The organism is Streptomyces venetus (assembly GCF_039540295.1).
GTDB classification, from domain to species: Bacteria; Actinomycetota; Actinomycetes; order Streptomycetales; family Streptomycetaceae; genus Streptomyces; species Streptomyces venetus.
The window spans coordinates 348,421-369,211 of the sequence record NZ_BAABET010000001.1 but is presented as its reverse complement, the minus strand read 5'-3'; the positions used below and the strand labels follow the sequence as shown (position 1 = coordinate 369,211).

The following is a 20,791-nucleotide window of genomic DNA, read 5'->3' as shown; positions in this document are numbered from 1 at the left end:
TGGGGTTGGACAGTTTTCGCCCGGACCAACTCCACGGCTACTCACCGGCGTGACAATTTCGGGCTTTGTTGGAGCTGACGTTGTGTCACATCGTGAGGGTGGGCTGGGGCGTATCGGGTGTTTCGGACGGAGCGGGCTGCTCCGGCTCCTTCCGCCCACGGGCCACCAGAAGGCCACCCACCACCGCGAGCACCAGACCCGCCGCCGCGGCCCCGATCGGCAACGTCGTGCCGAGCAGCCGCAGTTGACCGCTCTCCCGCTTCGCCTGCCGCACCGCTTCCTTCTGCGTCTCAGTCGTGAAGGAGATCTTCCGGCTGTCCAGCAGCACCGCCGCGTCCTTCTTGCCGCCCGGCGCCCGCAGGGTGCGCCTCGGCCCGGTCTGCGCGTACAGCACCCGGCCGGTGGCCTGGTCGACGACCAGCTCGAAACCGTGGTTGGAGTACCACTCCTCGGCCAGCACCTGCGGCCGCTTCGGCTGGTCGACGATGCTGCCCGGCACCATCCGTGTGCCGGTCCTGGTCGGCGGCACGGAGCCGGTGAACCGGTAGCCCGTGTACCCCTGGACCTTCTCGGTGCCCCGGTAGTGCAGCACGATGGTGTCGCCGAGGGAGTTGTCCCACCACTGGTAGGAGCGTTTGCGCACGTCGAAGGGGAACTTCAGATAGGCCTCGCCCTCGATGTACGGCTTCTCCCCGCAGCAGTGCGCCGGCCGGGTGGTCTTGCGGTCCATCACCCAGCGGTGGGGCACGAACTCCAGCGCGTCGTGCGGATCGGCGGCCGGCAGCGACTTGTCGGTGTCGACCGTGGTCGTCACGTCCCAGACGGCCTTGCCGCTGCGTTCGCTGTCCTCCACGTCGCCCCGCACCCGCTGGGTCACGGTGATCTTCCGGTCGGGCACGGTCTTGATCCGGTCAGTGTCGAAGACGCTGCCCCTGCCGGTGTAGACGGCGGTCGTGTCGATGTCGATCGGGTTCACCGCGGCACGCGGTTCCACGTACCAGGCGAGCAGGGGCGCCAGCACCAGCAGGAACGTGCCGAGACCCAGCAGGACCAGGGAAAACGGAGAGGTTGTACGGCGCATCCGGGCACTCCAGTGGCTTGGGACGGCTCGACGTACGAGAAGGCCGGCACGGCGGTGGAGCCCGCTCGTGCGGCTGGGCCGGGAACCGTAGGCGGCTCTTGACGGGGTGTCAATGCTTGTCGACACTGGGCGCGACAGGCAGGGACGGGGTGCCGGGGTGGGGACGACCTCCGGACGATCTCCGGACGGATCCGGACAGAGAGGCTGACCCTGCGATGTCGAGACTGCTCGCTGCCACGCTGACCGTCGCGCTCGCCGCCGCCCTCGCCGTGGGTGCCGCGCTGGGCGTCGTCGCACTGCTCGAAGCCACGCCCGAGCAGCCGAACACGCCCCTGATCACGTACGAGCGGACCGGGCAGGGGAGTTGACGGATGACGGCCGCCCGCACCGGAACCGTCACCACACGCTCGGCCTGGCACGACGTACCGCGCTTCCAGGTGCGCCGGTTCGCCGCGATCGCCATGGCCGAGGCACCCGCGCTCGCCGAGGAGATCCTCGGCGAGATCCAGCGCGAGTACCCCCATCTGCCGTTCGTCGTCGACGACTCCGGCGAGCCGATGGCCCTCGTCGGCATCCGCCGGGCCATCGAGGTCTTCGTCCAGCACCTGGAGCACTCGGAGGGGCGGCCCACCGTACCCCCCGGCGTCTTCCAGGACTTCGGCCGCGGCGAGGGCCTGAACGGCCGCTCGCTCGACTCCCTCCAGGCCATCTACCGCATGGGCGTACGCCTGGCCTGGCGCCGGCTCGCCGACATCGGCCAGCGCGTGGAGATCCCGCCCCCGGCGATGTACGAACTCGTCGACGCGGGCTACGAGTACCTGGACGGCCTGGTCGACCAGTCCGTACGCGGCTACGCCGAGGCAGCGGCCCGCCAGGCCGGGGAACGCCTGCGCCTCCAGCGCCGCCTGATGGAACTCCTCCTGGCCGAGCACCACCGTGGCGACCCCTCCGAGGCCCTGACCGAACGGGCCGCCCGGATCGGCTGGCCCCTGCCGTCCAAGGTCGCGGTCGGCGTCCTGCTCCGCCCCGCCCGGGAGGCCATGGCCCCAGCGGTCGGGCAGGGCGTCCTGCTCGACATGGAGTACGAGCAGCCCCGCATGGTGGTGCCCGAGCCGGACGCCAAGGGCCGCCCCGAGCTCCTGCACCGCGCCCTGGCCGGCTGGTCCGGCGCGATCGGCCCGCCCGTCCCGCTCATCGACGCGGCGAAGTCCCTGCGCTGGGCCGAGGCCGCGGTACGCCTCATGGAACGCGACCTGCTCCCCTCGGGCGAGGTCCTCCACTGCACCGAGCACACCGAGGCCCTGGTCCTCCTCCAGCCCGAGGAGCTGATCGACGACCTGGCCCTGCGCTGCCTGGCCCCCCTGACCCACTGCGGCCCCACCCACGGCCGCCGCCTCGCCGAGACCCTCCTGGCCTGGCTGGAAACCCGCGGCGGAGCCCCCGAGGTCGCCACCCGCCTGGGCGTCCACCCCCAGACGGTCCGCTACCGCCTCCGCCAGATCCGCGAACTCTGGGGCGACGAGATCGACGACCCCGACCGCCGCTTCGAACTGGAACTGGTACTGCGGGCGCAGCGGCTGCGGGGGGAGCTGGGGGCGATGCGAGGACGACGGTGAGCGGAGCGACCCCACTCACCGCCACCCGTGCGGGGCGTCCGCTTCACCCCACGGCGACTCGTTCCTTCGTTGCCGCCCGCCCGGACACCGGACCGTCCAGGTGGACCACCACCGAGGTGTAGAAGCGGTGCACAGCGTCGTCCACGCTGCGGATGAAGCCCGACTCGGCGTTTCCCCGACCGCTGCCCATGCCCTTGAAGAGGGACAGGCGGAATCCCGTGATCCGGGTGCCGCTGTCCTTCGGGAGCAGGTCCGCCGGTTCGGGACGCAGTCGCTCCAAGGTGCCCCGCGGGCCGCCCGTTTCGCCCTCCACCAGAGTCTCCACGTGCAGGTCCGCGGGTGCTTCGGCCAGCCGCCGGATCAGGCGTTTGGCCCAGGTCAGCGGATAACCCTGCTCGGGGGCCGGGATCTCCACGGAGGTACGCAGCTTGGCGGTGCGCAGGTCGGCGCTGACGCTGAGCAGGCCGGGTGCGCCCTCGACGCGCAGCTCCGCCTGGAGCCTGCCCTCGAGGCACAGCTGGTCGGCGAGGCGAGCCCGGCGGGCCCCCGGATCGGTGCCGCGCCGGGCGCGCTGGGCGGGCAGCACCTTCTGCCCCAGTTCACCGCCGAGCCGGAGGCACACCTGGCGGATGAGCCGCTCCCAGCTCTCGACGACTTCCAGGGCGCGCGGATCGCCCTGACACAGGGTCTCGTCATTGATTCCGTTGCGGACCGGCACCCAGGCCGAACCCATGTTCTGGAAGCCGTGGCAACCGGAGTTGTCGTGCTGGAGGTAGTACAGCAGGTCCTGGAGCAGCCAGGTCCGTGCCACGTTGCCGACGCCCTCATGTCGGATCAGCATCTGCGCCTGATGCGCCACTTCGGCCCAGGACAGGTGCCACAGCGCCACCTGGTGCTTGCGGCGCCGGTCGATCTTGACGTCGACCAGCGGGCTCCCCTCGAGCGCGACATCGTTCGACAGCGTGATGACGGCCTCGTAGCCGCGCCGGGCCGCGATGTCCATGTAGGCCTGGACCTGGTCGGACCTGAGGGCGTTGCCGTTGGTCTTGGTTTCGACGAGTGCCGTCCACAGCTTGCCCGCGCGCTCCACCCGGATGACTCCGTCAGGACGCCGGGGTGTGTCGCCGTGCGGCAGGGAGACCTCGGTGAACGTCTCCATGCGGCCGGACGGCGCGCCGAAAGGAGCGGTGATGCGCCGGCCGAACCGTGGCACCTGGGCCATCACCGACAACAGCACGGAAGTGGCGCGCATCTCCCGGTCCCGGTCGCTCTTGAGTGCCGAGACGGGGAAGAGCCGGGCCTGCTTCCAGGACTCGTTCTCCGCCAGGCTCTTCGCGGGCGCCTTGGGGAGCGTGACCTTCTTCTTCGCGGTGCGGGGCCGGACCGTCCGCTGCCTGGGCGCGGTTTCCTGCTCAACCGGCGGGCGCGGTGCCGGTACCGCCTCCAGTACCGCCTGGGGCGGCGCGGCCTCGAGTTCGGTGACGGCGGCGGGGTCAGCGGCGGGTTCCTCCGCGGTCACCGTGGCGGCATCCTCCGCCTCGTCGTCCTCGATGTCGACACCGAAGTCCGTCGCCAGGCCCGCCAGACCGGTGTCGTAGCCCTGGCCGACGGCTCGGAACTTCCACTCATCGCCCCGCCGGTACAGCTCACCGAAGATGATCGCGCTGACCGGACCCGCGTCCTCGATGACGAACCGGAGAATGCTCTCGCCCACCGCGTCGGCCAACGTCACCTTGAGGTCGTCGAGCTCTCCGAAGTGGGCCCCCTCGTAGCGGCTGGCGGCCACGACCATCCGCTCCACGTCGGCCGGGACCACGGTCAGGTCGAAGCTGATCCGGTCCTCGCTGCCGTCGGCCGTCGGCTCCTTGCCGAGGAGCTGCACGCTGCCGTCGGCGACCATCGGGTTGTTGTAGAAGCAGAAGTCCGCGTCGCTGCGTACCTTGCCGCCCGCGTCCAGCAGCAGGACGGACACGTCGGCGTCACCCTCGCCCGTGGGACTGGACCAGCCCAGACCGACGATCACGGAACCGACGTTTTCGCTCAGGGCCGTCAAAGACACGTTCGAGCCCTTGGTCATGTCGTGCACAGATACCCCCCACCTTGCGACACATGTGACGTGTCGCACGCAGGGCACTGTAATGCGCACGCAACGTGTCCGTGGTGTGCTCGTGCAATTACGTGCGCCGTGCACCCGCCCATTGCCCGGGCAAACCTCTATGGCTAGCCTGTGTTCGTCATGCCGATCGCCTGTTGATATCTCGAACACAGGCGCCTGAGACACATAGGGAGGGGGCCGGTCGTGGGACGTCTCGTGCCAGCCGTGACCCGGGCTCTCGACATTCTCGAGCTCTTTCTCGACGGGGACGGGACGCTGTCCGCCCCCGACATCGTGCGCAAGCTCCAGCTGCCGCGCACGACCGTGCACGAGCTGGTGACCACGCTCGCCGCCCGGAAGTACATCGTCCCGGTGCCCGGCCAGCCGGGACGCTACCGGCTCGGCGTACGCCCGTACCAGCTCGGTGCCCGCTACGCCGAGCAGCTCGACCTCGCCGCCGAGGGGCAGCAGGTCGCCCGGTCGGTCGCCGAGACCTGCGACGAGACGGTGCACGTGGCGATCCTGGAGGACACGGACGTCATCTACATCGCCAAGGTCGACTCCACGCACGCCGTGCGGATGGTGTCGGCGGCCGGGCGCAGGCTGCCCGCCCACTGCACCTCCGTCGGCAAGATGCTGCTGGCCTCCCTTCCCGAGCAGGAGCTCGCCGCGCGGATCCCCGACGGCGCCGAGCTGGTCGCGATGACCCCCAACAGCATCACCGACCCGGGCGCCCTGCGCGAGGCCCTGGCGGAGATCCGGCAGCGGGGCGTCGCCGTGGAGAGCCGCGAGTCCAACCCGGACGTGAGCTGCGTGGCCGCTCCGGTCCGCGACCGCACCGGGCAGGTCGTCGCCGCCCTGTCCATCTCCGTGCCGATGATCCGCTGGAGCGAGGAGCGCCTCGCCGAGCTGGAGCAGCTCGCCGCGAAGGGCGCCGCCGAGCTGTCCGAGCACCTCGGCCACCGGAGCGTGGCATGACGACGACGTCGTACGAGGTCGCCGTACGGGCCGAGGCCGAGCTCGGCGAGGGACCCACCTGGGACGCGGCCACCGGCCGGCTCCTCTGGATCGACATCCTCGGCTCCCGCGTGCACACCTACGACCCGGCCACCGGACGGCGCACGGTCCGCCGCACCGAACAGCACGTGGGCGCGGTCAAGCCCCGCGCCGGCGGCGGACTGGTGCTGAACCTGCGCGACGGGATCGGCCTCCTCGACGGCGACCTCGACGGCGGTTTCCGGTGGCTGCACCACGAGCCCGTCCCCGGCCGCCGCGCCAACGACGCCGCCGTCGCCCCCGACGGCACGCTCTGGGCCGGCACCATGCGCTACGACGAGGCACCGGGCGGCGGCACCCTGTCCCGGATCAGCGGGGACGGCTCGGTCGCGGTGATCCTCGACGATGTGGCGGTGAGCAACGGCACGGGCTGGAGCCCGGACGGCCGGCTGATGTACTACATCGACTCGCCCACCCGCCGCATCGACGTCTTCGACTTCGCGGACGGACAGGTGTCGGGGCGGCGGACCCTCGCCGAGATCGAGGACGGCGCCGGATTCCCCGACGGTCTCACCGTCGACGCCGAGGGCTGTGTGTGGGTGGCCCTCTGGGAGGGCGCGGCGGTACGCCGTTACACGCCGGACGGCGAGCTGGACCGGGTCATCCCGTTCCCGGTGCCCCGCGTGACGGCCTGCGCCTTCGCCGGCCCCGACCTGACCGACCTCTACATCACGACGGCCCGCGTCGGCCTGGCGTCACCGCCTCCGCTCTCGGGTTCGCTGCTGGTCGTGCCCGGTGCGGGCAAGGGCCTGGCCCAGCCCGCGTTCGCCGGCTGAGGAGGCTGAGGGGCGCCACGGCGACAGCACGCGAGGACGGGGGCGGGCGCGAGCACCGGCGTGCCCCCGCCTCAGCGTCCCGTGCGGTTCACCGTCCCCGTGCGGTTCAGCCTCCCGTGCGGTCCAGACCGCGCAGAATCCCCGCCTCCTCCTCCGTCAGCGGCGCCCCCACCGCCGCCGGCAACGGCGGCCCGCTCAGCGTCGCCAGCACCGTCGAGGGGCGCAGCAGCCGCGTCGGCCCCGTCGTCATGCTCATCACGTCCCACAGCGCCGACGCCGCCGTGTACGAGCCGGTCGCCGTGCGGATCATGCGGCGCGTGTAGGCGGTGACCAGACGGTCGGCCGCCCCGGGCGATCCCCCGCGCGTCCCGGGGAACCAGACGTCCTGGCTCACCGCCATCGTCCACGCCGCCTGCACCGGCCTCGCGGCCCGCCGCTGCACGCGCCTGGCCAGCCCGGGCCCGTCGAGGCCCGCCCGCCGCAGCTCGCGGTCCAGCTCCCGGACGCCCAGCGCGGCCACCGACATGCCCTGCCCGTACGCCGGGTTGAAGGTGGCCAGCGCGTCGCCGAGGACGACGAGGCGTTCGGGCCAGGGGCGGACCCTCTCCAGGAACCGCCGGTGGTTGCTGGTGCTGCGGCTGACGTGGACGTCGGTGAGCGGCTGCGCACCGGAGATCAGGCGGCCCACGACGGGATCCGGCAGGTCCAGGGTGTACTGGAGGAAGGCCTCCGGGTCGGAGGGTGGCTCACCGCCGCCGCGGGTGCCGGCGAGGCTCACCATCCAGCGGTCGCCCTCGATGGGCAGCACCATGCCGCTGCGGCCGGGCCGGCCCTGGTACGGATCCGCCTGCACCATGGTCAGCGGGAAGCGCTCGGCGCCCTCGGGAGTGCGGTACAGGCGGGTGGCGTTCACCAGACCGGCGTCCACCGTCTTCTCGCGCACACCGTCGATGCCCAGCCCCGCCAGCCATGTGACGATCCGTGAGCCACGCCCACTGGCGTCCACCACGAAGTCGGCGGCCAGTTCCTCGTCCCCGGCGGCGGTCGACAGACGCACCCCGGTGACCCGCTGCCGGGACCCGGTCAGTTCCCGCACCTGCGCCTTGCGGATCACCACCCGCGTGTTGTCCAGCACCGCCGACCGCACCGCCCAGTCGAGCAGCGCCCGCGTGCACGTCAGCATCCGCGGACCGGGATGACGCCAGCGCCGCAACCAGCCCTCGGGCGTGAGGGCGACCATGCCCGAGCCGAGCGGTATCTCGTGCGCCCCGGCGGCGAGCAGATGCTTGCGCATGCTCACCCCCGGCACCAGCTCCTCCATCGAGGCCAGGCCGCCGGCCATGAGGAGGTGCGCGTGACGTCCCTGCGGGAGGCCCTTGCGGTGCTCGGGCCCCTCGGGCAGATCGTCGCGGTCGAGCACGACCACCTCGTCCGCGACGGCGGACAGGGCCGCCGCGGCCAGCATGCCGGCCAGCCCCGCACCGATGACGACAGCTCTACGCGACATGCGACTCCTCGCACTCAGCCATGAAGGCTTCCCCCGCCATGAAGGCATTCCTCGACTTTCGGCCACGGCCGCACCGCCCGGGACCGCACGGGACCGTCCGTCAGCACCGGCATCGAGCCACACGGGCCCCAGGGCTCGGCCCCGGAAGGCTCTCACCGTACCTTCACGTACCGCGGCGACAACCCCCCGGTGCAAGCAGTCTCATGACCCCTGTCGCGGTACGCGCAGCGCCTGCGCCAGTTCCACCAGCCCGCGCGCGCCGGACCCTTCCATGGCGTGCAGACGGTAGGTGCTCGGCGTCCGCAGCGGCTCCTCCCGCGCGGCCGCCCGGTGCGCCGCGGCGGCGAGCATGGCCGCCTCCGAGGTGACCCGCGCCTGGTGCGCGGAGTGGCCGTCGCACAGGGCGGCCGACAGCGCCCGCTCGCGCACCCGGTCGTCGAAGTACGGAGCCAGTGCCAACAGGGCGTCATGGATGGCGACTTCGCGCCAGTGCAGACGCTCCCCGGGCAACTGCCACCAGGACACGGGCGGCTTGGGCGCCGTCGACACGAACCCGACCCGGTGCCACAGCGGGTCCAGCCTGCGGTAGTCGCGCAGCCCCCGCCAGTGCCCGACGGCCGCCGGCAGCAGCCTCGGCAGCACGAAGCCGGCCGAACAGATCAGCGCCGCCAGCGCGGCCATGGGCGGGGCCACCCTGGTCGAGAGGAAGTCCAGGTCGTGGCCCGTCCAACGCGCCACCACGGCCGTGTACTTGGCCAGCTGGAACCCCACCAGGTCCAGCACCGCCCCCACGAAGATCAGCCGCAGCCCGGTCCTGAGCAGGCCCGTGACCTCACGCCCCCACCGCACGCACACCACGGACATCGCCACGGTGGCCGCGCTGTGCCCCAGCAGGTACAGCACGATCATCTCGCGCATACCCGGGGTGTTCGCGTAGTACGTGTCGAGGTCGGTCAGCCGCTCCACCCGCGCGTCCGCCAGCGAGAACAGCAGCACGATCGCCACGATCAGCGGGACGTACGCCGCGATGCTGCGCAGGACCAGCCCGCGTACCCGGTCCCGCGGCCCGCCCCGCCAGTTGATCAGCAGGATCAGCAGCGAGCAGCTGTACGCGGAGAGCAGGCCGTAGGTCAGCGGGGCGCCGAAGTTCGGGATGCCGGTGAGGCCGTTGACGGCGGCCAGCGTCATCGGCGCCGAACAGAGGAACACCACCGCCCCGAGCACGATCGCCGCACAGGTGGACGCGGTCAGCGGGTTGTGCGGGGCCGACGGCTTCCCGGCGGTCGTACGCGGTCGCCGGAACAGCACCGCGGCGGACAGGGCCAGCACCCCGGCCGCCAGATAGACGACGAGACTCATACCGGGGAGCTCCGTTCGGTCGCCAGCGCCCGCGCCCCGGCGGCGGCCCTGCGGACGAGCGGAGAGGTCGCCAGCGCGTCCGCGATGCGCACCAGCGCGTCCGGACCGGGCGCCCGCTCCTGGAACCACTCCGACTCACGGGCCTGCGCGGCCCGCCGGGCCGGGGCGGGGAGCGCCGCCGTGCCCCGGGCCGCAGCCGCGATCACCGCCGCCCAGGCCGTCGCCGTGGCCCGCTCCGCGTCGCCCGTCGTCCGCAGCGCGGCCGCGAGCGTCTCGTCGTACAACTCCCGGTCGGCGTAGGCGTCCAGATGGCTGAGCGCGTTGTGGATGCTCGTCCGGCGCCAGACCAGCCGGGTGGCGGGGGAGGACCAGCGGGGGCGCGGCAGGCGCAGGGCACGGCGGGCGAGGACGTCGTCCAGCTCGCGCTCCAGGGGCGCGAGACGTACGTACGTCCGCCAGGCCCGCCGCCACTCGGCCAGCCGGGGGCCGGCCAGCGGGATCAGGACGCCCGCCGCCGTCAGCAGGGCGCCCAGGCCGGCCACCGACATGGCGATCTCGGAGCCGAGCAGCGACCAGTCGCGGCCGGACCAGCGGGCGGCCACGGCGACGAGCTTGGTCACGCTGAACCCGGCGGCGCACACGGCGCCCACGCCCAGCGTGACGAGTCCCGCGCGCAGCCAGCCGCGCACCTCCCGGGCCCAGCGCAGCGCCGAGACGGCGGTGACGGTGATGGCGGTGAGGTGCCCGGTCAGGTACAGCACGATCATCTCGCGCAGATACGGCGTGTCCGCGTAGTACGTGTCCAGGTCGGTGCGGCGCTCCACCGGAGCCTCGCCCAGCGCGAACAGCGTCGCGATGCCCAGGACCACACCGCAGTAGGCGACCACCCAGCACCGCGCGGTGCGGTGCGCGCCCGGCCCGCCCCGCCACAGGGCGACCAGGATCTGGGAGGCGGCGCTGTACGCGGTGATCGCCGCGTACGTCAGCGGCGCCGCCAGGTTGGGGATGCCGCTGAGGCGGTTGACGGCGCCGATCGTGGGCGGCGAGCCGAGGAAGAAGCACAGGCCGGCCAGGCCCAGCACCGCGCAGATGGCCCGCAGATAGGGATCGCGCCGGTGCCGGAGCAGGTCCGGGGCCTTCACCACCAGGCCGAGCCAGAGCACCGCGCAGCTGGCGTAGCCGATCAGACCGCTCATCTCCTGGTCCCGCGGTAGTTGAGCGCGGCTCCGATGCGGCCGGCGATGTCCTGGTCGGCGCCCTCGCCGGTGGCGTACACGGAGTCCGAGGAGGCGTCCAGCCAGGTACGCAGCCGACGGCCCATCAGCATGCCGAAGCGGTCGGCCTCCTGTTCGTCGGCGAGGGTGAAGTCGGAGCGGGCGGCGGCCCGGCGGCCGGCCGTGCTCTCCCGCAGCTGGTGCATGTGCCACACCTCGTGGCAGAAGATCACGATCTGGTGCCACACGGCGGCCCGCTTGTCGACGATGACGTCGTCATGGGTCTCGCGCTCCAGCCACAGCCCGCTCGCGGTGTGCGGCGGGAAGATCTCGCGGTGGACGACGATCGGGCGTCCGCGCCACTGGACGGCCGAGTCGACGACCGCGCGGAACAGGACCTCGGGGTCAGCGGGTACGGGTACGCGGACGGGGCCGATGAGGGCGTCAGCGAGGCGACGCATCTCCCTGTTCGTTCGCACGGTTCTCCCCGTGGCTGCTGGACGTTCGACGCTGTGCAATATGCCAACTCCCGCGCCGCTTCAGCCACCTCCCGCGGCGCCGGTCCACCAGGGATGGCCGAAACCGAACGGCGGCGCGCGGGTGTCAGATGCTCAGAGGCCGTCCTCGTCCACCGGGTTCCGCTCCGTGATCATCTCGGCCCACTCGGCCAGGGCCTGGAGTTTGCGCGGCGACATGTGCGGGGCGCGTCTGGCCAGCCGGTAGAAGCCGGGGGTGCGCAGCGGGGCCAACGGGTCCGCCTTCGCCTCCAGTTCCTTGAGCACCGGCTGGAGCGCGCCGTGCAGGGCCTCCGCCTCGTCCTCGGTGAAGAAACCGGCGGGCAGGTCGAAGTGGCGGCGGAGCCGGTCGGCGTGCTCCAGGCTGGGCAGTCCGCTGCGGCGCCACTCGCTCAGCCACTGTCTGCTCGTGCCGGCGATCCTGGCCAGCTCGTCCAGTGAGTACCGCTTGCCGTCGGGGCGGCGGCGGGTCTCGCGCACGAAGTCGAGCCGCTGCCGGACCCGGTCGCCGAGGCTCGTCTCGGGCAGGCGCCGGCCCTCCAGGAGGGCGGTGACGGTCTCGGCGGGAATGCCGGTGCGGTACGACAGCGCGGCCACATCGAGCACTTCGGACAGCCGGCCCGGCCGGCCGGTCAGTTCCTCCAGGCGCGCACGCAGTTCGGCCAGGGAAGCGTGGGCGTCTCTCACCGAGTTCTCCCTGTTCTCCCTGGGCGCGGCCGCCGATCCGTGACGGAGGGAGAGTATCGGGTCGGCCGGTCGGCGGCCAGCAACAGGGCAGCAAAAGCTGCTGTTTTACGCAGCAATAGTTGACAGGTGCTGTCGCTGCGGGCAATGATCGCGTCACTGAGAGCTGCATTCCGCTTCAGCGGTCCGCGGCTCACGAACGTCCGGCCGCGCACCCGCCTCTTCTCGCGGCCGTACGAGGCCGAGGCCACCCTCCACGGGGGGACGCGAGCACTGCCGTTTCGCGTCACACGAGGCCGCCTCGGCCGGCCCAGGGCGTCCTGGGCGCTGCCGACGGGGGAGCAGCGCCCGGGACTCCCGTGGGCTGCCGGGCGGTCTCCGGCGGCCCCTTCGCCCGTCCCCGCTCCCCGGGGTTCGCGTCGCACAAGCCCCGCCTCGGCCGGCCCAGGGCGTTCGGGGCTCCCGTGGGAGACATCGGTGTGGCCCGGGCCGGTTCCGTGCGGCACGGCAAGCATCGGCGCGGGCCGCCCGCGCGGCGCGCGTCGCCCCTGCGGCGCGGGGCCCGCGACGGCGAGGCGCTGGCGTGCGATGCCCGGTTGCCGGGCGGTTTGGCGGTGTCCGGCGGGCCCTGCCGCACGGCCCCGCCCGGTGCCCCGCACCCACCACGCCCACCTCGGCGCCCCGCACCCGCCACGCCGACCTCGGTGCCCCGCACCCGCCACGCCGACCTCGGTGCCCCGCACCCGCCACGCCGACCTCGGTGCCCCGCACCCGCCACGCCGACCTCCCGCGTGGCGCGTCCCGGTTCGGCCCGTGTGGCGCGATGTCGGGCCGGGGTGCCCGCGTCGGTGGGTGACGTCGACCGCGACAGGGAACGTGCGGTCATCCCGTGAGGGAGTGGCCGCCAGGGTGGGGTTCCGTGTGGGTGCGGATGGCGCGGAGGTCCTCCGGGTGGCGCAGGGCGCGGGACACGGCTCCGATCTCGCGCAGCAACTCCGTGGTGTCGCGGGCGCCGGCGCCGTCGTCCTCCGGCGTCCGGGTCCTGGAGTCGATCGCGTCCAGGATCGCCGCCGTCGCGGCGAGTGTCTTCGCCCGGTCCGGTGGATGCCCGAGGGCGACGGCGGCGTCGTGGAACCGTGCGCGCCGGTCCTCGTCGACGAACCGGGCGAGCGGGAGCAGGACGTCGCGGATGAACGTCTCCCGGCGGACCAGCCGCAGCTCCGGCGTGGCGCGCAGCAGGAAGGGGACGCCGCCGCCGTTGACCGTCTTCATGAGCAGGTACAGCGGCCGCAGCTCGTGGTGAGCCAGCCGGACGTGCAGCCGGCCGTGCAGGTACTGCCCGGCGTGCGGAAGGATGAAGCCCACCGCGATCAGCACGGCGGACAGACAGGCGAGCGGCGGCGCCACCGCAGTGCTGAGCCAGTCCAGGTCCCGCCCGGACCAACGGGCCGCCACGGCGGTGAGTTTGGCGGCGTCGAAGAACAACTGTGACGCGTAGCCCGCGCCGAGGAACTTCAGCCCCCAGCGCAGCAGGGAGTCCAGCCCGTCGGTGCGGATCCAGTTCCAGATCAGCCCGTTGGTGACCAGCGCGGCCACGGTGTGCGCGAGCAGGTACAGCACGATCATCTCGCGCATGTACGGGGTGTTGGCGTAGTACGTGTCCAGGTCCCGCAGCCGCTCCACCGGTACGTCCGCGAGAGCGAACAGCACCCACATCGCGACGATCACGCACGAGTAGACCGCCACGACCCCACGCATGGCGCGCCGCGTGCGGTCCGAGCGGTCGGACAGCCCGTTGCGCCAGGTGATGATGAGCAGCAGACAGGAGGCACAGAACGCGGTGAGCAGCGAGTAGACCCAGGGCCCCGAGAAGTTCGCCACGCCCGTCAGCCGGTTGACCCGGGCGATCGTCGAAGGCGCCACGAACACGAACACCGCGCAGGCCAGCAGCAGCAACCCGCCGACCGCGCGCAGCATCGGGTCCTTCCACAGCCGGATGATGCTGGGCAGCTTGATGGCCAGGGCCGCGGCCAGGATCCCGGCGGGGATCCACCAGAAGTTCGGATAGAACTGGTTGACGAACTCGACCGGGGTGAGTGCCACCGTCGTCACGGTGCCGCACCTCCTCGCGGCCCCCGGTAGCCCAGCGACCGCTGCACCGGAGCGAGGGGGACGTCCGGACCGCGCACGCCCGGCAGCAGCGGACGGCAGACCGCCGCCAGCCGATGTCCGAACTCGTCCGCCTCGGCCTCGTCCCGCTCCCGGGATCCGTGGCGCGCGGCCACCGCCAGCGCGACGTCCTCCCACCCCGGCCGGTCGGCGAACGCGTGGGCCGCCGCCGTCCCCACCGCGTGGTGGTGGCCGTGCCCCGCGTGCAGATGCCACAGCTCATGCCCGAGGATGACCAGTTGCTGCACCGCCTCGGCCCGCTCCTCGACGATCACGAGGTCGAAGTCCTGGAACTCGACCCACAGCCCGGTCACCTCGATCTCGTCGGGGAAGCGTTCAAAGCGCAGTTCGACCCGGCGCCCGCCGCGCCGCGCGCTCATCTCCTCGCACAGCAGCCGGCACAGCGCCGGCACGTCGGCCGGGACCTGCCCTCTCGCCCGGACCGCGGCGGCGAGCCCGGCGGCCAGGCCGCGCATGGCGGAACCGCTGCGTGAACGCCGAAACGCGGCGGCGACTCGGGCGGCTCTGCTCCGCGCGCCCGCGATGTCCATCGCTCCCCCTTCTCACCACCGGCCGACGGCTTGGCAGCGGGTCCGAGACTACGCGCCCGAAACTGTTCGCGTCAGGCGATTCAGGTGCCCGTAGTTCAACGAGGAACGACTGATTCCGCGCGAAAGACGTGCGCAAAGTTCCGGGCCGCCCATTGACGCGCAAGCCCTTCGAACTTACGGTCCCGTTCGAAGTAACGAGCGCCTTTCGGTATACCGAACAACGACAGTAAGGGCAGGGCATGGGACGACCTGGCCTGAATCGCAGGCAGCTTCTCTACGGGCTCGGGGGCCTCTCCGTCGCGAGCGGCTTCGGCTTCGCCGCACTCGGCACCGGCGCCGACGCACTCGCCGCCGGCGCCGACACGCGGGTGCGGTACTGGAACCTCTTCAGCGGCGGCGACGGCTCCAACATGATCGCCATGCTGGACGCCTTCCGCGCCGCCAACCCGGACATCGCGGTGAAGGACTCCACCCTCCAGTGGGGCAACCCCTTCTACACCAAGCTCGCCATGGCCGCCGCGGGCAACCGCGCCCCCGACCTCGGCGTCATGCACCTCGGCCGGGTCACCGGCTTCGCACCCGGCCGCCTCCTCGACCCCTGGGACACCGGCCTGCTCGCCAAGTACGGCGTACGGGAGTCCGACTTCAACCCCGCCCTATGGAAGCGCGCCGTCGTCGACGGCAAGCTCTACGCCCTCCCGCTCGACATCCACGTCCAGCTCTGCTTCTACCGCAAGGACGTGCTGAAGAAGGCGGGCCTGCTCGGCGACGACGGCCGGATCGTGCCCGTCACCTCGGCCGACGAGTGGTTCGACGTGCTCAAGGAGGCCAGGAAGGCCACCCGGAAAGGGCTCCAGACCATCGGCCTGTGGGTCAACGACCAGAACTTCCAGTGGTGGTTCTTCGTCGCCTTCTACACCCAGCTCGGCGGCACCTGGTTCGACGCCGCCCGCACCGAGGTCACCTTCGACACCGACAAGGCCACCCAGGTCCTGGAGTTCCTGCGCAGGCACGTCACCGACGGCTACACCGCCCCCGGCATGGGCTCCGTGGGCGCCGAACAGTTCATCAACGGCGCCCCCTTCGCCTGGGAGGGCAACTGGTCGGTCCCCGTCTACTCCGGGGCGAAGCTCGACTACGGCGCGATCCCGCTGCCCCCCGTCTTCGGCAGGCAGGCCACGCACGCCGAGTCGCACGCCTTCGTCCTGCCGCACCAGTCCGACCGCGGCGGCGCCACCAATGAGGGCGCCCACCGGCTCGCCGCCTACGTCGTCCAGCACGCCCGGCAGTGGGCGGCCGGCGGCCACATCCCGGCCCACACAGCCACCCTCTCCACGGCCGCCTACCAGAAGCTGGACCCGCAGAACGAGTACGCCTCCGCCATGGACCACCAGGCCACCGAGCCGAAGGTGTGGTTCGCCGGGTCCACCGGCATCCTCGCCCAGCGCGTCGGCCCCGTCGTCGTCGCCTCCACGATGGGCTCCGCCAAGCCGGACACCGCCGCCCGCCGCATGCGCACAGCGCTCGCCCAGCTCCTCGCCATGAAGAACCCCATGGACGGCATGACCGCCGCCGAAGGAGGTGCGGCCGCGTGACGGCGACCAGCGCCCAGCCCATCGCAGCACCCGCACGCGCGAGAACGGCCACCGCGGGCGCCACCCTGCGCCGCGGCCAGGGCTTCCAGCACGGCGGCTGGTTCGTCGCCCCGTTCCTGGCCCTGTTCGCCCTGTTCGTCATCTGGCCGCTGCTGCGCGGCATCTACCTCAGCCTCACCGACGCCAACATCACCGGCGAGGGCGAGAGCTTCGTCGGCCTCGACAATTACCGCGAGGCCCTCAAGGACCCCCTGATGTGGGACGCGCTCGGCCACAGCGCGTACTTCACGCTCCTGGTCGTCCCCTGCATCACCGTCCTCGCCTTCCTCCTCGCGATGCTCGCCCACCACATCGAACGCGGGAAGTGGCTGTGGCGCCTCTGCTTCTTCGCGCCGTTCCTCCTCCCGTCCACCGTCGCGGGCAACCTGTGGCAGTGGCTGTTCAACCCGGGCACCGGAATGGTCAACCACGTCTTCGGCATCGAGACGCCGTGGCTGACCGACAAGGCGTACGCCATGCTCGCCCTCGTCATCGAGACCCTGTGGTGGACCGTCGGCTTCAGCTTCCTGCTCTACCTCGCCGCGCTCCAGTCCATCCCCGGTCACCTCTACGAGGCCGCCAAGCTGGACGGCGCGAACGCCTGGCACCGCATGGTCCACATCACCCTGCCGATGCTGCGCAACATCACCGGCCTCGTCATCGCCCTGCAGATCCTCGCGTCGCTCCAGGTCTTCGACCAGGCCGTCGTGATGATGGACTTCGGCCCCGGCCCGGAGGAATCGACCCGCACCTTCGTCCAGTTCACCCTCGAAGAGGGCTTCACCAGCTACCGCGTGGGCTACGCCTCCGCCATCTCCGTCATCTTCTTCGTGATCATCGCGGCCGTCGCCCTGGCGAGGATGTGGCTGCTGCGCAACCGTGAGGAGGCCGCCCGATGACCACCAAGGCGTGGACGCCCAGCCAGATCGTGCTCACCCTGCTCGGCACCGCCGTCTCGGCCGTCTTCCTCGCCCCGTTCGCGTGGGGTCTGTTCACGTCCCTCAAGTCGGAGACCGAAGCCGTCGAGGTCCCGCCGCACTGGCTGCCGAAGGACTGGACGGGCCAGGCATGGAAGGCCCTCTTCGAGTCCGGCAACATCACCAACTGGTTCGTGAACTCCCTGGTCGTCTCGGTCTGCGTGACGTCGGTGGTGCTCCTCGTCAGCGCCCTCGCCGGCTACGGCTTCGCCCGCACCGAGTTCCGCGGCAAGAACGTCCTGCTGGGCCTGGTCATGGCGGGCCTGATGGTCTCCCCGGCCGTCCTCGGAGTCCCCCTGTTCACCACCGTCCAGCAGATGGGCATGGTCGACACCTACTGGGGCATGATCCTGCCGCAGTGCGCGCCCGCCGCGATGGTCTACATCCTCTACAAGTTCTTCCAGGGCATCCCGCGCGAACTCGAAGAGGCCGCGTTCATCGACGGCGCGGGCCGCTGGCGCGTCTTCTTCACCATCGTCCTCCCGCTCTCCCGCCCCTCCCTCGCCGCGGTCGGGATCTTCACCTTCATCGCCTCGTGGAACAACTTCCTCTGGCCGTACATGGTGACCAACAACCCCGACCTGATGACCATGCCGAACGGCATAGCCACCGTGATGAACTCCTACGGCATCCAATGGGCCCAACTCATGGCCGGCGGCCTGATGGCAGGCCTGCCCCTGATCATCGTCTTCGTCTTCTTCCAGAGGCAGATAGTGGCGGGCGTCGCACATACAGGCTTGGCAGGGCAATAACGACCTTCTTTCAGGGGCGCGGGGCTGTGCCTGATGTGCGGCTCCGCCGCGTGGGCGCGACCAGCCCCCACAAACCCGCAGCCGCCACTCAAACAGAACCACCCACCCCCGAAAGGCGCACATGCACACCGCCCGCTTCACCCTCAACCCCGCCTTCACCATCGGCGAAGTAAACCCCCGCCTCTTCGGCAGCTTCGTGGAACACCTCGGCCGCTGCGTCTACACCGGCATCTTCGAACCCGACCACCCCACAGCCGACGAAGCCGGCCTCCGCCAGGACGTCCTGGACCTCGTCAAGGAACTCGGCGTCACCGCCATCCGCTACCCCGGCGGCAACTTCGTCTCCGGCTACAAGTGGGAGGACTCCGTCGGCCCCGTCGAGGACCGCCCCCGCCGCCTCGACCTCGCCTGGCGTTCCACCGAGACCAACCGCTTCGGCCTCTCCGAGTACATCGCCTTCCTGAAGAAGATCGGCCCCCAGGCCGAGCCCATGATGGCCCTCAACCTCGGCACCCGGGGTGTCGCCGAGGCCCTCGAACTCCAGGAGTACGCCAACCACCCCGCCGGCACGGCCCTGTCCGACCTCCGTGCCGCACACGGAGACAAGGACCCCTTCGGCATCAACCTCTGGTGCCTGGGCAACGAGATGGACGGCCCCTGGCAGACCGGCCACAAGACGGCGGAGGAGTACGGCCGGGCCGCCGCCGAGACCGCCCGCGCGATGCGCCAGATCGACCCGGGCGTCGAACTCGTCGCCTGCGGCTCCTCCAGCCAGTCCATGCCGACCTTCGCCGCGTGGGAGGCGACGGTCCTGGAGGAGACGTACGACCTCGTCGACTACATCTCCCTGCACGCCTACTACCAGCCCGAGGACGGCGACCTCGACTCCTTCCTGGCCTCCGCCGTCGACATGGAGTCCTTCATCGAGAACGTGGTCGCCACCGCCGACCACATCGGCGCGAAACTGAAGTCGAAGAAGAAGATCAACCTCTCCTTCGACGAATGGAACGTCTGGTACATGTCGGAGTGGCACGAGATCGAGAACTCCGGCACGCGGGACTGGGCGGAGGCCCCCCGCCTGCTGGAGGACAACTACAGCGTCACCGACGCCGTCGTCTTCGGCTCGCTCCTCATCGCCCTGCTCCGGCACGCCGACCGCGTCACGGTCGCCTGCCTCGCCCAGCTCGTCAACGTCATCGCGCCGATCATGACCGAGCCGGGCGGCAAGGCCTGGCGCCAGACCACGTTCTTCCCCTTCGCGCAGGCCGCCCGGCACGGCCGCGGCCAGGTCCTGGACGTCCGCGTGGACTCGCCGACGTACGAGACGAAGAAGTACGGCGAGACCGACCTGCTGCACGCCACCGCCGTACGCGCCGAGGACGGCACGGTCACGGTCTTCGCCGTCAACCGCGGCCGCACCGACGCCCTCCCGCTCGAAGTCGCCCTGACCGGCCTCGACCTCACCCGGGTCGTCGAGCACAGCGCCCTCGCGGACGCCGACCCCGACGCCCGCAACACCCTGGACGACCCCGAGCGGGTCGCCCCGCACCCGGTCGACGGCACGGCCCTCCAGGACGGCACGCTGAGCACCGTCCTGGAGCCGCTGTCCTGGAACGTGATCCGGCTGGCGTAGGCGGACCGGGCGGGTCAGCGTTCGATGCGCGGCCGGGCGGCCGAGGACGGCATCGTCTCCGTCGAGCCGACCGCCCAGTAAGCGTCCGACCCGGGCACAGTGGTGAGGGAGTTCATGACGACGGGGGTCGTGGCCAGCGGCCCCCGCTCGCTCACCCAGGCCGTGCCGTCCCAGCGCAGATAGTGGGCCCGGGCCTGGTCCCAGAAGTCCCAGCCGGAGATGCGGTCGGGGCGGCCCTGCGCGTCCGCCACGATGCCGGTGAGCACTCCCACGCCGAACGGTGCCGTGACGTACTCCCAACCGGTGCCGTCCCCGTGCAGCAGCCGTACGCCGGGTGGCTTGCCGGGCGGGCCGCCGACGCCGTAGTCGTAGCCCGTCATCCAGATGTCGTCTCGGGCGACCGGAAGCAGCCCGGTGAAGCCCGCCCGGATGCCGCCCGGTGCCGGCAGCACGGTCCAGGAGTCACCGTCCCAGCGGGCGACGAGCTCGCCGCCGTAGACCCAGACGTCCCCGCAGGGTGCGCGGTGCACGCCCGAGGGGGCGACGGTGGTGGTGGCCGGGGGCGCCTCCAGCCAGGTCCAGTCTCCCCCGTGGCCGTGCAGCAGCACCGAGCCGGCGCTGTTCCGCCCGGAGACCCATACGTGGCCCCTGGGGCCGGTCGCGACCGCGGTGAGGGAGGTACCGGCCGTTCCGCGCCCGGGGAAGTCGGCCTCCTTCCAGGTCAGCCCGTCCCCGACGAGGAGCCGGGCGGTGCCGGAGGTGTCCGTGCCGACGGCCCAGGCGGAACCCCCGGTCGTGGCGGCGACCGAGCCGAGGTAGCCGTGGAAGCCGGGGACGGTCCGTTTCCAGGCCGTGCCGTCCCATACGAGTGCCAGCGCCGTCCCCCGGACGCTGCCGCCGCGCCCCTCCTCGCCCACGGCCCAGGCGAGGCCCGGACCCGCGGCCGCCACGTCGAGCAACTGGGCCGCCGGGGTGGCCTCCGGGGCGGTGACCGCCTCCCACTCGCGTGGTGCGTCGCCGGCCCGGCCGGACGCGGCGCCCGCCTTACCGACGCCCACCGAGGCGAGTCCGAGACCCGCCCCCGCACCGACTAATCCGCTGACGAAACGTCTTCTTCGCACGAGGTTCCCCTCCCTGTCGACAGCCCTGAAGGGCACAACACGGTGGCCCAG

Annotated in this window: 18 protein-coding genes; 8 read left to right on the top strand and 10 right to left on the bottom strand. The window is 71.8% G+C overall.

Annotation, left to right across the window (positions count from 1 at the left end; translation table 11 throughout):
* Positions 1–85: 85 nt before the first annotated feature.
* Complete coding sequence (gene pgfA / locus ABEA82_RS01620) at positions 86–1,081, bottom strand: cell envelope lipid trafficking protein PgfA (protein ID WP_345659502.1); 996 nt, start codon at positions 1,079–1,081, stop codon at positions 86–88.
* 215 nt (positions 1,082–1,296) lie between these two features.
* Here pgfA and ABEA82_RS01615 point away from each other — a divergent pair, with 215 nt between their 5' ends.
* Positions 1,297–1,449 carry a hypothetical protein gene (locus ABEA82_RS01615; protein ID WP_167545784.1) on the top strand — a complete coding sequence of 51 codons (153 nt, stop codon included), beginning with the start codon at positions 1,297–1,299 and terminating at the stop codon, positions 1,447–1,449.
* Between the two features lie 3 nt (positions 1,450–1,452).
* Positions 1,453–2,697: a PucR-like N-terminal domain-containing protein gene (locus ABEA82_RS01610; protein ID WP_345659501.1), complete on the top strand. Its 1,245-nt coding sequence runs from the start codon at positions 1,453–1,455 to the stop codon at positions 2,695–2,697.
* A 43-nt stretch (positions 2,698–2,740) separates the two neighbouring features.
* Here ABEA82_RS01610 and ABEA82_RS01605 read toward each other — a convergent pair whose 3' ends face one another.
* The gene (locus ABEA82_RS01605) at positions 2,741–4,774 is read right to left on the bottom strand and encodes a TerD family protein (RefSeq protein ID WP_345660098.1); all 2,034 of its coding nucleotides are present in this window, start codon (positions 4,772–4,774) and stop codon (positions 2,741–2,743) included.
* A 222-nt stretch (positions 4,775–4,996) separates the two neighbouring features.
* Here ABEA82_RS01605 and ABEA82_RS01600 point away from each other — a divergent pair, with 222 nt between their 5' ends.
* Both ABEA82_RS01600 and ABEA82_RS01595 read left to right on the top strand, forming a co-directional pair.
* Positions 4,997–5,770: an IclR family transcriptional regulator gene (locus ABEA82_RS01600; protein WP_345659500.1), complete on the top strand. Its 774-nt coding sequence runs from the start codon at positions 4,997–4,999 to the stop codon at positions 5,768–5,770.
* A complete protein-coding gene (locus ABEA82_RS01595) occupies positions 5,767–6,624 on the top strand; it encodes an SMP-30/gluconolactonase/LRE family protein (protein ID WP_345659499.1) in 858 nt (285 codons plus the stop codon). The genes ABEA82_RS01600 and ABEA82_RS01595 overlap by 4 nt, the downstream gene beginning before the upstream one ends.
* Positions 6,625–6,730: 106 nt before the next feature.
* On the opposite strand, the gene ABEA82_RS01590 is transcribed toward ABEA82_RS01595, so the two are convergent.
* The 7 genes from ABEA82_RS01590 to ABEA82_RS01560 form a co-directional block, all read right to left on the bottom strand.
* The gene (locus tag ABEA82_RS01590; protein WP_345659498.1) at positions 6,731–8,131 is read right to left on the bottom strand and encodes an NAD(P)/FAD-dependent oxidoreductase; all 1,401 of its coding nucleotides are present in this window, start codon (positions 8,129–8,131) and stop codon (positions 6,731–6,733) included.
* Between the two features lie 201 nt (positions 8,132–8,332).
* A complete protein-coding gene (locus ABEA82_RS01585; protein WP_345659497.1) occupies positions 8,333–9,490 on the bottom strand; it encodes an MAB_1171c family putative transporter in 1,158 nt (385 codons plus the stop codon).
* Positions 9,487–10,686: an MAB_1171c family putative transporter gene (locus tag ABEA82_RS01580; protein ID WP_345659496.1), complete on the bottom strand. Its 1,200-nt coding sequence runs from the start codon at positions 10,684–10,686 to the stop codon at positions 9,487–9,489. The genes ABEA82_RS01585 and ABEA82_RS01580 overlap by 4 nt, the downstream gene beginning before the upstream one ends.
* Positions 10,683–11,183: a toxin gene (locus tag ABEA82_RS01575; protein WP_345659495.1), complete on the bottom strand. Its 501-nt coding sequence runs from the start codon at positions 11,181–11,183 to the stop codon at positions 10,683–10,685. Before ABEA82_RS01575 ends, ABEA82_RS01580 begins: the two co-directional genes overlap by 4 nt.
* A 132-nt stretch (positions 11,184–11,315) precedes the next feature.
* Entirely contained in the window at positions 11,316–11,906 is a 591-nt protein-coding gene (locus ABEA82_RS01570) for an XRE family transcriptional regulator (RefSeq protein ID WP_345659494.1), read from the bottom strand.
* 879 nt (positions 11,907–12,785) lie between these two features.
* Positions 12,786–14,015 carry a DUF6545 domain-containing protein gene (locus ABEA82_RS01565; protein WP_345659493.1) on the bottom strand — a complete coding sequence of 410 codons (1,230 nt, stop codon included), beginning with the start codon at positions 14,013–14,015 and terminating at the stop codon, positions 12,786–12,788.
* Positions 14,012–14,623, bottom strand: a complete 612-nt coding sequence (locus tag ABEA82_RS01560; protein WP_345659492.1) for a toxin-antitoxin system, toxin component family protein — start codon at positions 14,621–14,623, stop codon at positions 14,012–14,014. Before ABEA82_RS01560 ends, ABEA82_RS01565 begins: the two co-directional genes overlap by 4 nt.
* Positions 14,624–14,862: 239 nt before the next feature.
* Here ABEA82_RS01560 and ABEA82_RS01555 point away from each other — a divergent pair, with 239 nt between their 5' ends.
* The 4 genes from ABEA82_RS01555 to arfA all read left to right on the top strand — a co-directional run bounded on the left by ABEA82_RS01555 (position 14,863) and on the right by arfA (position 19,619).
* Positions 14,863–16,218, top strand: coding sequence for an extracellular solute-binding protein (locus ABEA82_RS01555; RefSeq protein ID WP_345659491.1), 1,356 nt, complete (start codon positions 14,863–14,865; stop codon positions 16,216–16,218).
* Positions 16,215–17,156, top strand: a complete 942-nt coding sequence (locus ABEA82_RS01550; RefSeq protein ID WP_345659490.1) for a carbohydrate ABC transporter permease — start codon at positions 16,215–16,217, stop codon at positions 17,154–17,156. The genes ABEA82_RS01555 and ABEA82_RS01550 overlap by 4 nt, the downstream gene beginning before the upstream one ends.
* Positions 17,153–17,986, top strand: a complete 834-nt coding sequence (locus tag ABEA82_RS01545) for a carbohydrate ABC transporter permease (protein ID WP_345659489.1) — start codon at positions 17,153–17,155, stop codon at positions 17,984–17,986. Before ABEA82_RS01550 ends, ABEA82_RS01545 begins: the two co-directional genes overlap by 4 nt.
* 121 nt (positions 17,987–18,107) lie before the next feature.
* Positions 18,108–19,619, top strand: a complete 1,512-nt coding sequence (gene arfA, locus ABEA82_RS01540; protein WP_345659488.1) for an arabinosylfuranosidase ArfA — start codon at positions 18,108–18,110, stop codon at positions 19,617–19,619.
* Positions 19,620–19,633: 14 nt separating this feature from the next.
* Here the strand turns inward: arfA and ABEA82_RS01535 are convergent, their stop codons facing one another.
* The gene (locus ABEA82_RS01535; protein WP_345659487.1) at positions 19,634–20,740 is read right to left on the bottom strand and encodes an NHL repeat-containing protein; all 1,107 of its coding nucleotides are present in this window, start codon (positions 20,738–20,740) and stop codon (positions 19,634–19,636) included.
* Positions 20,741–20,791: the final 51 nt, after the last annotated feature.